The sequence below is a fragment of the Exiguobacterium sp. GL_137 genome, assembly GCF_057834585.1.
This window is the reverse complement of sequence record NZ_CM174406.1, coordinates 2,639,573-2,651,956: the sequence shown is the minus strand read 5'-3', so window position 1 is coordinate 2,651,956 and position 12,384 is coordinate 2,639,573. Positions and strand designations below refer to the sequence as shown.

General features: G+C 49.2%; 11 protein-coding genes. 6 read left to right on the top strand and 5 right to left on the bottom strand.

The genetic code is table 11. The annotated features are described in order from the left end of the window. Positions 1-39: 39 nt before the first annotated feature. Positions 40-1,236, top strand: a complete 1,197-nt coding sequence (locus tag AC3IRK_RS13755; protein ID WP_131502393.1) for a multidrug efflux MFS transporter — start codon at positions 40-42, stop codon at positions 1,234-1,236. Between the two features lie 58 nt (positions 1,237-1,294). Here the strand turns inward: AC3IRK_RS13755 and AC3IRK_RS13750 are convergent, their stop codons facing one another. Continuing rightward, positions 1,295-1,732 carry a PAS domain-containing protein gene (locus tag AC3IRK_RS13750; protein ID WP_426354202.1) on the bottom strand — a complete coding sequence of 146 codons (438 nt, stop codon included), beginning with the start codon at positions 1,730-1,732 and terminating at the stop codon, positions 1,295-1,297. A gap of 229 nt (positions 1,733-1,961) precedes the next feature. On the opposite strand from AC3IRK_RS13750, the gene AC3IRK_RS13745 reads away from it, so the two are divergent. Continuing rightward, positions 1,962-2,750, top strand: a complete 789-nt coding sequence (locus AC3IRK_RS13745; protein WP_131502392.1) for a flagellar hook-basal body protein — start codon at positions 1,962-1,964, stop codon at positions 2,748-2,750. Positions 2,751-2,765: 15 nt separating this feature from the next. Next, complete coding sequence (locus AC3IRK_RS13740; protein WP_131972091.1) at positions 2,766-3,551, top strand: flagellar hook-basal body protein; 786 nt, start codon at positions 2,766-2,768, stop codon at positions 3,549-3,551. 97 nt (positions 3,552-3,648) lie between these two features. Here AC3IRK_RS13740 and AC3IRK_RS13735 read toward each other — a convergent pair whose 3' ends face one another. Beyond that, a complete protein-coding gene (locus AC3IRK_RS13735; RefSeq protein ID WP_426354199.1) occupies positions 3,649-4,512 on the bottom strand; it encodes an NAD(P)-dependent oxidoreductase in 864 nt (287 codons plus the stop codon). 108 nt (positions 4,513-4,620) lie between these two features. Beyond that, positions 4,621-7,164 (bottom strand): HAMP domain-containing sensor histidine kinase, encoded by a 2,544-nt coding sequence (locus AC3IRK_RS13730; protein ID WP_214855917.1) that lies wholly within the window; start codon positions 7,162-7,164, stop codon positions 4,621-4,623. A gap of 283 nt (positions 7,165-7,447) precedes the next feature. Here AC3IRK_RS13730 and AC3IRK_RS13725 point away from each other — a divergent pair, with 283 nt between their 5' ends. The 3 genes from AC3IRK_RS13725 to AC3IRK_RS13715 all read left to right on the top strand — a co-directional run bounded on the left by AC3IRK_RS13725 (position 7,448) and on the right by AC3IRK_RS13715 (position 9,729). Then, positions 7,448-8,605 (top strand): AI-2E family transporter, encoded by a 1,158-nt coding sequence (locus AC3IRK_RS13725; protein ID WP_131502388.1) that lies wholly within the window; start codon positions 7,448-7,450, stop codon positions 8,603-8,605. Positions 8,606-8,677: 72 nt separating this feature from the next. Then, positions 8,678-9,001, top strand: coding sequence for a winged helix-turn-helix transcriptional regulator (locus AC3IRK_RS13720; RefSeq protein WP_131502387.1), 324 nt, complete (start codon positions 8,678-8,680; stop codon positions 8,999-9,001). 134 nt (positions 9,002-9,135) lie between these two features. Continuing rightward, positions 9,136-9,729 (top strand): hypothetical protein, encoded by a 594-nt coding sequence (locus tag AC3IRK_RS13715; RefSeq protein WP_489170106.1) that lies wholly within the window; start codon positions 9,136-9,138, stop codon positions 9,727-9,729. 39 nt (positions 9,730-9,768) lie between these two features. Here the strand turns inward: AC3IRK_RS13715 and AC3IRK_RS13710 are convergent, their stop codons facing one another. After that, on the bottom strand, positions 9,769-10,701 hold the full coding sequence (locus tag AC3IRK_RS13710) for a class F sortase (RefSeq protein WP_131502385.1): 933 nt from the start codon (positions 10,699-10,701) through the stop codon (positions 9,769-9,771). Between the two features lie 86 nt (positions 10,702-10,787). Next, positions 10,788-12,158, bottom strand: coding sequence for a copper amine oxidase (locus AC3IRK_RS13705; RefSeq protein ID WP_489170105.1), 1,371 nt, complete (start codon positions 12,156-12,158; stop codon positions 10,788-10,790). Positions 12,159-12,384 lie beyond the last annotated feature (226 nt).

Here is a 12,384-nt window from a genome sequence, read left to right as displayed (position 1 = left end):
TTGAAACGGAATTACCATTAAAAAGGAAGTGATGCCACAATGCCATTGTGGAAACGAAATTTAGTCGTCGTATGGATCGGTAGTTTTTTGACTGCTGCCGCGTTAAGTTTAGTCTTACCGTTTTTGCCCTTATTCATTGAAGAACTTGGTGTCCACGGACGCCAGGAAATCACGACCTGGTCCGGCGTAGCGTTTGGTGCAACTTTCCTCGTCGCAGCAATCGTCTCACCGATTTGGGGACGTTTGGCCGATAAAAAAGGCCGGAAGTTGATGTTACTGCGGGCAAGTCTCGGTATGTCGATCGTCATGTTCTTAATCAGCTTCGTTCAAGATGTGTATCAACTCGTTTTCTTACGACTCGTCATGGGAGCCGTCTCCGGATTCATCTCTGCCGGAATAACCTTGATTGCGTCACAAACACCAAAAGAGAAAAGTGGCTGGGCGCTCGGTACATTATCGACCGGTGGGATTGCCGGTGGATTACTCGGACCTCTGATTGGAGGATTCCTTGCCGATATGATTGGGCTTCGACCCGTTTTTCTCTTTACGAGCATTCCGCTCTTCCTGACGTTCCTCGTCACGTATTTCTTCGTCAAAGAAGAATTCGTGCCGCTTCAGACAAAGCAGATGGCGTCAGCGAAACAAATCATCCAGTCGTTACGTCATCCGGAACTGATTTTAAGTCTCTTTTTGACGACGTTTTTGATTCAGTTCGCAGCACAATCGATCAGTCCGATTCTATCGCTGTACGTCCGGGAACTTAGTCCTGGTACGGAACGATTGGCCTTACTGTCCGGTATCGTCGCGTCGGCTCCAGGGATTGCGGCCTTGATTGCCGCGCAGCGGCTCGGTCGGCTGTCGGATAAAATTGGGGCGGAACGCGTCTTGTTCTTCGCCTTACTGATTTTCGCCGCCTTCCTGATTCCGCAAGCATTCGTTACGGATACGAGTCAATTGATCATTTTACGGATGGGTATCGGCTTTGCGACTGCCGCTTTGATGCCGTCGGTCCAGGCGCTTCTCCGGAAACATACGCCGGCGAATGCGTCGGGTCGGATTTTCGGATATAACCAGTCGGCCCAGTTCATGGGGAACTTCCTCGGACCACTTGCCGGTGGCCAGATTGCCGGTCATTTCGGCTTTGAAGCGTTGTTCCTGTTCACTGGTCTGATTGTCATCACGAACGCGGTGCTCGAACGGACGCAAACGGCTGTCCTCAGTAAAAAACATTCTTAAAGCATACGAAAGGGCGGTTCTGATTCTGCATCGGGACCGCCTTTTTGATGTAGCAACGTCAGGATAACATGAAGAATTTATCCAGCTTCAGTTGTTCGGATGTTTCGAGCACCTTCATGATTTGTCCCGACTGGGCGCGGATTTTATAGTCGGCCGAGTAGTGAAACAGTCCGTTCTCGAGTTCGGTCACGGCGAGCGGTTCAATCAGTGTTTTCAGATGGATGATATCCGTCAAAATCCGTTGTTTAAGCGGCGTACTCCGCTTCGCTTCGGTCGGTGTGATGAACTCATTGAAATGTTGATGGTGAAGTTGTTTCCCACCATAGCCGAGAAGCAGGGACAGTTTTTGATTGTAAGAGACGATTTCTCCTTCTAAATTCAAGATATAGACCGCATCCGGATGATTTTCGAGAAAGTGGGTCGCGTCGACCAATTGTTTAAAATCCAAGGAGCCGTTGATGAAGGATTCTGTGTTCTTCTTTTTGAAGAAAGGCATGAACTCACCTCATTAGTGTCGTTATAGGTCGATTATAACAATTTATGGAATTTAGACATATCGTGTCTGTTGAAAAATAAGCAAATGTTTTTGAACAACAGGGGTAGGCCTTTCGATGCATCTACGAGATTCATTGCCTTATTTTGAAAAAAACATCGAATTTCCAAAAAATTGACCGATATACTTAAGGAACAGAATTGAACAATAAGTCAATGAGGAGCCAACACATATGTTACGAGGAATGTATACGGCGTCTGGTGCGATGCAGGCGTTACAACGGCAACAAGAAATGTTAAGTAATAACCTGGCCAACGCGCGGACGCCGGGCTTCCGGGCCGATCAGGCGTCCCTCCGGACCTTTCCGGAGATGATGATCCAGCAGTCGGGCGTCAACGAACAATCCGGTGTCCGCTCCCGCGGGACAGTCGGGAAACTTGCGACCGGTGTTTTCATGCAGGCCGCGACACCGAACTTCGCTCTCGGCTCGATTACAGAGACAGGTAACGCAACGGATATTCAAATCAGTTCGCTTGAAGGAGCAGCCCTGTTTACGATCCGGCATGCCGATCCTGCGACCGGTGAAGAAGAGACACTCTATACGACGAACGGTCAGTTCGCCGTCGGACAGGACGGTCTCCTGCGGACGACGGAAAATGATCTTGTCCTCGGTGAAGACGGTCAACCGCTGAACGTCGTCAATGAAGATTTTGTTGTCAGTGCGGACGGTGCCGTCACGGACGGGAACGGTCAAGCCATCGGTAACCTCGGTCTTGTCGTGACGAATCAGCCGGAGACGCTTGAACGGACCGGGAACGGTCTGTTCCGTTCGCCGGACGCGTTAAACGCCGGTGCCGTCAAAGTCGATCAAGGAGTGCTCGAACTCGGGAATGTCGAAGTCGAACAGACGATGACAGAGATGAACGCCGGTCTCCGTCAATTCGAAGCCAATCAGAAAGTCATCCAGGCCTATGACCGGACCGCTGAAAGAGCAGTCTCGGAAATCGGACGCGTCCGTTAATCAAGGAGGAAATTCATGCAATCACTTTATACATCGGCCAGTACGATGGCTCAGCTTCAAAAACAGCTTGATACGACGGGGCATAATTTGGCGAACGCCAATACGAACGGATACAAACGACGGGATTCCCAGTTCAATGAACTGCTCGTCCGGAATCTGAATAACCAACCGGCGGGACTGACGACCGGACCGCTGACGACACCTGCTGGTCTCCGACTCGGTGTCGGCGGATACGTCGCCAATGAAGCGACACGCTTCGCAACCGGGACGTTCCAAAATACCGGGCGCAAGCTGGATGCGGCCCTCAGCAATCCCCATCATTTCTTTGGCGTGATTGATGCGGACGGCGTGACGAAATTTACACGCGACGGCAATTTTGAATTGTCACCGCAGGCAAACGGTCAAGTCTTGTTGACGGATGATGCCGGACGATCGGTCATCAATCAGGCGAACGAACCAATCACGTTCCCGGACAATGCGACTTCGATTGAACTGAACAAGGATGGCAACATCACCGGTGTCCTGAACGGGGAACGGCGTGTACTCGCCCGGATTGGCGTCGCTGATATTCCGAACCACGGGGAATTAACGGATGTCGGAGGCGGACTCTTTACCGCGACGGGACAATACCAGAACACGACAACCGTGAATCCGTTGACGGTCGGAACACTTGAGACCTCGAATGTCGATATGGCGACGGAGATGACGAACTTGACGCAGATTCAGCGGGCCTATCAGTTCAATTCAAAAGCCCTGACGACATCGGACCAGATGATGGGCATCGTGACGTCGCTGAAATAAGCGGAAATTGTATATTTGGATAGATGAAAGAGGGGGCCGGATGTTAAAAATCCGTCCCCCTCTTTTCTGTGCGTACTGATGATCTCAGTAGATGCTGTTAGTTTTTTTTCAACGCGAGATAAATCGCCGCCATGTCTTCGTCACCGTGACCATCCTCTAAAGCATGTTGGTACTGCTTGTTTGCCGTCGTGGCCAGTGGCAGGTCGAGCGTCAATCGTTTCGCTTCTTCCGTGATCAATCCGAGATCCTTTGCCATCAGGCGAAGCGGGAACGCAGGCGGGAATTGTTCGTCCCGGTACATCGTTTGTTTGCCCTGGAAAAGCGGTGTGTTCATTCCGGAAGCACCAATCAGCTGGAGAAGCTTTTCTTTGTCGAGTCCCGCGCGTTCGCCGAGCAATAAGGTCTCGGCGACTCCTTCACCGACTAGACCCAGCAGTAGATTGATGGCAAGTTTTGCTGAACTCCCGGTTCCATGTGCTCCGAAGTGAATGCTTTCCTTCCCGAGAATGTCGAAGTAGGGACGACATGCGGCGATCGCCTGTTCATCTCCGCCGAGTAACAGGACGAGTTGACCGGCTTCAGCGACCCCGACGGATCCTGAGACCGGTGCTTCGATATACGTCGCCCCGGCCTGTTCGGCACGTTCCGCAAATGAAGTCGATTGTTCCGGTGAAATGGTACTCAGGTTGACGAGGGTCTTCCCCGACAGCGCACTTGTCAGCAGACCGTCTTCCTGTTCAAAGACTGCAGTGATGGCAGGACCATCCGCCAGCATGACGAAGATAATCTCCGATTGTTCGACGACGGCGCGGGGCGACTTCAGTGCGACGGCCCCTTCTTTGACGAGGGACGCTGTCTTCTCGACCGTCCGGTTATAGACGTTGACCGGGTGTCCGGCCCGTTTGAGACGTAACGCCATCGGTACTCCCATATGACCTAATCCAATCCATCCTAATGCCATCAATAAAACTCCCTTCGTTTTTCAGCTCTTTCTCCCAATACCCGTCCTGCAGCGGTCCGTAACCTGACAAAAAAACGTGCCCCTGTCTGATGACAAAGGCACGTCAGCTTATTCTTCGTACGTGAGGATGGTCGAGATGACCGCAATCGGGAAACGGATCGTAAACGTCGATCCGGCACCAATCGTCGATTCGACATCAATCGTCCCGTTATGATGTTTGACGATTTCCTTACAAATCGATAGACCGAGTCCGGTTCCACCGATTTTCCGGGTTTCCGAATTGTCGACCCGGTAGAACTTATCGAACAACTTCGACATCGCTTCTTGCGGAATCCCGATTCCCTGGTCCCGAATCGTAATTTCTGCGAAGCCGTCGTTGTTCTCGATTTGAATGGCGACATCGCCGCCATCCGGTGAATACTTGATTGCATTACTGAGCAGGTTGTTCAGCAACTGTTTGATTTTTTCCGCATCGGCATCAATCATGATTGGACCTTCCGCTTCAAAGGACAACTGGTGCGTCGTGTGCGAGGCGTCGTGGAAATCAATCAGTTCGCTTGCGAGCTGGACGAGATCGAACGTCGCCATCTGATACCGTTGTTCGCTCGACTCCATCCGCTGGACATCGAGGAAGTCATTGACGAGTGTCGTTAAGCGACCCGTCTCCGAGTGGATCGTCGTCAGGTATTTCCGTTGTTTCAGGGAATCGATTTCCCGGTTGAGCATCAGTTCCGTGAAACCATAGATTGAGGACAACGGTGTCCGGAGTTCATGGGAGACTGTCGAAACGAACTCTTCTTTCATCCGGTCCGCTTCCGTTTCCTTCGTGACATCCCGTAAGACGAGCATCGTGCCGACCCAGACCTGATTGATCTGGATTTTTTCCGCATAAATCTGGATGTAGGCACTTTGCGAGCGGATCGAGACGACAAGACTCTCTTTCGGCAGATTCTGTTCGACGATTTGTTCGATATACTGTTCGAACGGTTCCGGCTCATCGATGATGGCAGAGAGGGCCGACATCGCCTGGCGGAACGACGAGAGATTACTTTCGTCCTGGTATTCCGTCTGGACTTCCGGGAAAAGTTTCATCAATGGTTCATTGACGAGCAGTTCATCTGATTCATGTTCAATGTAGACGACGGCTTCGCGAATCGAGTTCAGGAGTTGGCCGGTCTTATTTTTCTCGTGCATCATTTTTTCATAAATCCCCATCCGCATCAGCGAGAGCGACAACTGGTGCGAGAACGACAGGATGTCACCCATCTGTTCCGGTGTGAACGCATCCCGGTAACGGACAAGGTAGACACAGGCGATGATCTGTTCTTCATTCGGATCAAGGATCGGAACGGCGACCTCATACATATAGTACGGATACGGCAACGGACTATCATGGGCAACTTGTTTCGACGAATGGACCGGTCGTTTCAGGACGCGGGCCCGGTGGAACAGGGACTGATCGTCCTTGACGAGCTGACCGACCATCTCTTCCGTCATCCCGTACTCAATCGTCGAGCGGACGTCATGCTGATCGAGGAACAGCAGGGCACCGATTTCGGAGTGCGTGATGGCGACGAGCTTTTCGATGATTTCCGGATACGCCGTTAATGTCTCGCGTGACGCAAGTGTCTCCGTCAGTTCATTGCGGTATTTGAGATGCTGTTCGCTGCGCAACGTGATTTCGAGTGCCTCTTCGAGTTCCTCTTGCTGCGCCTGCAGTTCTTCCTGCTGGGCGACGAGTTCTTCTTGCTGCGCTTGTAGCTCTTCATTTTTCGACAGCATATGGACTTTATTGTCGGCGATCGACGTCGCCATCCGGTTAAACGATGTCGTCAGTGTATAGAGCTCGTCATGCCGTTTCGGTAACGGAATGGTATTGATATCCTCACCACTGGCGAGCAGAGCGCTGTCACGCGATAACGTGTTGACCTGCTTCGTCACCCGGCTGATGAACGGACGGACGAGCAGCAACAGGATGATGATTAGAACGACGAGATTCGACAGCCAGATGAACTGGGCGACCCGCATCTCGCTCAATAAGCTGGTCTTTGCCTGTGTCTCTTTATCTTGAATCAAGGTCAGGTAGTTGGCAAGTAAAGTATCGATGCCGGCAGCATCCGTATTTGTCGTCAATTGACTGTTTGATCCTTTTAATGTGCCGTTCTCATTAAATAAATCTTCACCATTCGATAAGGAAGCAAGTGTTTTCGGATCGAGGAATGTCTCGTCGATTGAACCTTGTTTCTTCCCGGTGACATATTCCGTCAACAAGGGGAGGGCGGTCCCGAAGTAATCGTCGTAAAATGTTCGGGTCGCAATAGCGTATTCCTTTCCTTGTTCGTAAATCGCATTTTTTTCGAACCAGGTCGTCAAACGATTAATTTCCCGTTGGTTCGCTTTGATCGTATCGAGTATTTCTGGTGTACCGAACAGCACATACGATTTCACATTGCTCTGCACAAGTGTCCATTCGTTGGCTAATGTATTGGCATTCGTTCGGCGTTCCCGTAAATCATCGAACGCGGCATTCGTCTGGTCGATCTTTCGTTCTGTATAGTTATAGACGATAGCTGATGTCAGACTGAGCGCGATGAAAACCATATAAAAGGCAAACATCAACTGGCGACCGATTTTTTGATTAATCCATTTCACTTGTTTATCCTCCGTATATTATTTTCTAAGGTTCAAAGAATTAATCCAGCATTTTTATCTTACTTAATAAAACAGGCATTCATCAAACTTTAACACGCAAAGATGCAAAAAAGATATTTTAATTACTAGATTTGTAGAATGAATAAAAAAGTAATCAATTTTTATGGAAGAAATCGAATAAACAACCCTTCAACTATTTTTTGAAAATAAGGATTAGAAGAGTCGGGATAAAGGGAATCTAATGAAGGAGAAGCCCTCATTTTAATCATAAGGAAGTGACAAGATGCAAAAAATGTTTGAGAACAAATGGTACCGCGGTGCCTGGTGGATCATGACACTGCTGATCATCGTCTGGATCGGCAACCACGTGACGTTCCTGTTCCGACCGATTGCGATTTTATTGCAGATGGTCGTTCCACCACTCGCGATTGCCGGTATTCTGTATTATGTCCTATTGCCGATTGTCGAGCTGCTCGAGAAGAGGATGAAACGGCGTCCTGCTGTCATCATTGTGTTGATAGGTTTGATTAGTATCCTGACGACGCTCGGATTCATCTTTGGTCCGATGTTGTCGGATCAGATTACGGAATTCGTCAATTCGATTCCAACACTCGCTTCCCAGTTTCAGCGTCAACTGGTTGATGTCCGGGATCAACTTGAAAACAGTGCCTTCTTCTCACGTTTCCTCAGCGGACAAGATGACCTGTTTAATAAGTTTTCCGGAAGCGTCTCGGAATATGCGTCATCGTTCCTGAAAAATATCGGAACCGGTGTCGGCGGTGTCGTCAGCGTCATCACGACGACGGTCGTGACGGTTATTATCATTCCGATCATGTTGATCTATATGCTACTAGACGGAGATAAGTTGAAAGGCAACCTCGTCAAGATGATGCCGTTTGAATACCATAAGGAAACGAAAAAGATTCTGCATGATGTCCATTTAACGATCATGAGTTACATCCGTGGCCAGGTCATCGTCAGTATCGGGGTCGGGATCATCGCCTATATTGGTTACTTGATCATCGGAATTGATTACGCGCTGTTGCTCGCGTTGTTTGCGACATTGACGAACATCATCCCGTTCCTCGGTCCGGTCATCGGCGTCGTACCCGCCTTGATCGTCGGGTTCATCCAGGATCCGATTCTTGCCGTCTATGCGGTCATCGTCATGACGGTCGCCCAACAGATCGACTCGCATATCATGTCACCGCTCGTCCAAGGGAAAACGCTTGATGTCCACCCGTTGACAATCATCATCGTTCTGCTCGTCGCCGGAAACATCGCCGGATTCTTTGGTGTCCTGCTCGGTGTTCCATTCTACGCGGTCATGAAGGTCGTCATCCTGAACATCCGTCGTCTATATCACCTGCGGTCGCAAAAAAAGATGGTTATCGCAGAAGACGATAAGACGTTTAATACAATCGTGACGACAAAAGACTGACTTTGAATTTTCAGGACAGTTCGGTCATACTGAAAGAGTAGTCGATTGTGTCACGAAAGGGGTATGTGTCAGATGGATCAACGTCACGTAGAAGAACAGGCTGATTTATTGGCCCTCCAAAAGTTTCAGCACAATTTCGAAAATAGTCTCAAGTCGAGTGTCATCTATATCCTGCGGGATGGGGCGCTGACGATTGGTGAGATTGAACAACGTCTCGATCAGTCGCACGGTCAGATTCTCGAACAATTGCAGGAATTGATTGAAGACGGACTCGTCTTGCAACAGATGTCGGAAAAGGTCCATGGACTTGCCTATTCCTTGACCAGTCCGGCGGAAGAACTCGTTCGCCAGTTCAAGGAATCGATTGCCTGGAGCAAGCAGCACATCACCTATTAAGGAAGTCTGCCCCCTCGAGCAGTTGCTCGGGGGTTTTTGCTATTATAATTGTGAAAAAATGTATAATTATTGAATTGAAACCGACATAATGAGGGGAAGAACGTTGACGTCAGAGTAGGAGAGAAGGAATCGGTGTGAAAACAATCCTGTTGTATGTCCTGATACCGGTATGCGTCATTTTCGTGATCGTCAAGTGGATCATTCCCGTCTCAGGGTGGGGAGCAGACTCTGAACCGGTCAAGCCGAATCCCATTCCTGTCATGCAAAAATGGGATGAAGATCAATTGAAACAATTTGACCGGGAAAACCGGGTCGGTACCCGGTATACGCTCGGCGGATTGGAGGTCGAGACATTAGCGATGAAGCAACGCAATACGATTCGGGCGACCCCTTTGTTACGGGTGATAGTTTCAAAAGAAAAACTAGTGCAAGTCGGCACAGGAACGGACCGGTTACTGGCTTTGACCGTAACGCTTCAAAATCAAGCGGACGATCCGATTAATTTGTCCAAAAAACTTGGTGAGTATGAGACGAACGGGAAAAGAACATCGATTTTACATGAAAATCATCCGCTCGTCGGCACGTACAGGGCGGGAGAAGAACGAATGGGAGTCCTGTTCATCCGGACGGAGCAGAAACAGCTGACGACGGGACATCTTGATTTACTTTATCAAACCCAATCGGGTGAGAAACAGTTGCGTGTACCGCTGAATCAACCAAAAAACTGACCGACCCCTGCAGGCAGCTGCTGGAGTCGGTCAGTCGGATTATTTTTGAACGGCACTGAATGCTTCTTCTGATTCAATCCCGGCTTTGTTGACAGCCGTGATGATAAAACGTCCGGTCTTATCTTTTGGTAACGGGAAGGCTTTTCGTTCGATCGATTCCGTCGAACCCAGCTTTTTCCGTTTTCCTTTTTGTTCCTGATAGATGTTATACGCGACGACTTCATCATCAGTCGATGCATACCAGTTAACGAACCCACCCGAGACGCGGACGTTCGTCGCTGGTTTTGGTGGTGTTTTGACGGGATCGGATGCCTTCTCATCTAATTCAGTAAAGACGACGAGCCGATTGTCGTACGTGCCTTCATTTTCATCGTACGTACCGATACACGTGATCAAGTTCAGGTTACGCTGATCAGAGGTCCCGAAGATTTTTTCGAGCGGTGCATCGAGATGACCGTACTCGACCAGTTTTTTGACCCGGAAGACGAGATTACGGCCTGACTCATCCTTGATTTTGACCGTATCGCCTTTTTTGAGTTCGTGCAGTTGATAAAAGACGGCGGGACCGGTCTTCGTATCGGTATGTCCGTCGATGACGGCATTTCCGACATCACCCGGACGGGGACCGAATTTATACCACCCGACTTGCTGTTCGTTTTTCGGCGTCCCCATGGCGCCTTTTTTATCGAGGCCAACCTGTTCCACGTTGGTTTTAACTTTAAGCGAATCAATCGTCAGGGTCTTTGGCAGTTCTACTTGATTCGTAGAGAGATTCTTAAATTCTTTTTTAAAGATTTCGGACGGTTTGAGTGGATCTTCCTTTGTCTCGGAAGATGTCGCAGCGTCCGTTTTTGTATCGCCTTGCGTAATATTCGTTTCCGGTTCATTCGTGTTTCCAAACAGTAGAAAAATTAACGTACCGATTGAAACGAGCATCAAGAGGATGCTGACCGGTAATAACCATTTTTTCATGACACGTCACTCCTTTCCGAGACAAAGCCTCTTACACAGAAAAAGGATAGTGCCGAGGCGCTATCCTTTTTAGTATACCCGAAATCTTATGCGTTTTGACGTTTGCGTGCGAGGACGATTCCGGCTGCACCGAGTGCAAGACCGAAGAGAGCGATCGCACCAGTTGTACCTGCTGTATTGTTGTCGCTCATGCCGCCGTTACCTGTGTTCGGCATTGAACCTGGTGTACCATCCATGAATTTCTCAGGTGATTGTTTGACGATTGCTTCACCGAGGTTTTCACCGACACCGTACATGTAAGCATATGACTCACGGAATGTATCAACTGATCCTTTGTAGTCGCCTTCGACATACTGCATGAACGTATCTTGGACGTATGTCTCATGACCAGAGATTGCTTCCTGTGCTGCTTTTGTCGGAAGGTTTTCTTCCGTTGCTGCACCAAGGAATGCACCGAAGTCATTTGAGAACATTTTGAGCATGTCTTGTGCGTCACCCATCATTTTCTTGTCGTCGTTGATTGCTGCTGTGACAAGGTTCGCTTGCGCTTCGATGTGGTTTTTCGTCCAGACTTGCTCGAACTGATCCGCACCCGCTTGACCGTAGACGGATTTCATTGCCGCTTTGAAGTCAGCTGTGTGCATGTCTTCTGCCCAGTTCGCTGCATCGTAGTCTTTCGCTTGATCGACGCCAGCCGTCATGCTGATGTTGGCAAGGGCGACGTGCTCCGCTGCAAGGCTGTTGAGTGTTGACCGGAGGTCAGCTGCTTTTGTGTCGGCTTTCGTGTTGTCGAACTTCTCAGGCATTTGTGTTGTGATCGCGACTGAGAGTGCTTTTGAGATATCATACATGCGGCTGTAGCCTTCACGGAACGTGTTGTACGATCCTTCGTAGTCACCGGCTGCATATTGTTGGAATGTTTTATAGACGTCGGCTTCATGGGCACGGAGGACTTCTTCCGCTGCTGCCTTCGGCAGTTTACCTTCAGTTGCTGTATCGAGGAAGCTCGAGAGGTCCTGGACGAACTCTTCTGTTTCCGCTTTTGACGCGTTGATGCCGTCCTGGTCGTCCGCTTTCACGGCTTTGACGAGATCAGTTGTATATTTGTTGTGATCAACGAAGATTTTTTCGAATTGTTTTGCGCCTTCGTCGCCGTAGACAGAAGCGATCGCCGGTGTCATGTCGAGTGCGTTCTGTTTCAGTGCTGCTTCATAATACTTCGCATCTTTTGATCCGTCATATTGTTTTTTCATGTCCATGACGGCAAGCACGAAGTGCTCAGAGAGTAACTGATCGAGTGTTGCACGGAGGTCAGCGGCTTTTGTTTTGACCGTGACGTTCTTCGCGCTCTCCTCATGTTTCATGTCGTCTCCGCCACCGGAAGCGAATGCTGCCGTTCCGGGTAATACGAGTGCTGCTGCCATTGCTGTTGCTGCGAATTTTTTTGTGTTTTTCATCTTGTCTCATCCTCTCAAATTTGGGTGATATCTAGTTAGTATTTGGTAGTTGTTGTCTGTATCGTTCTGAACAGCATACGCACCTGGTTTTTGTTTGGATTGGAAAATTGAAAAAGTTTTTTAAAAAAAGTATGAACGGTTCGGTTTCTTCCTTATATACAAAATGCGGAACTTTTTTTACAAGTTCATCGTTTGTGCATGTTACACTTAAAAAAAGAACCGTTTT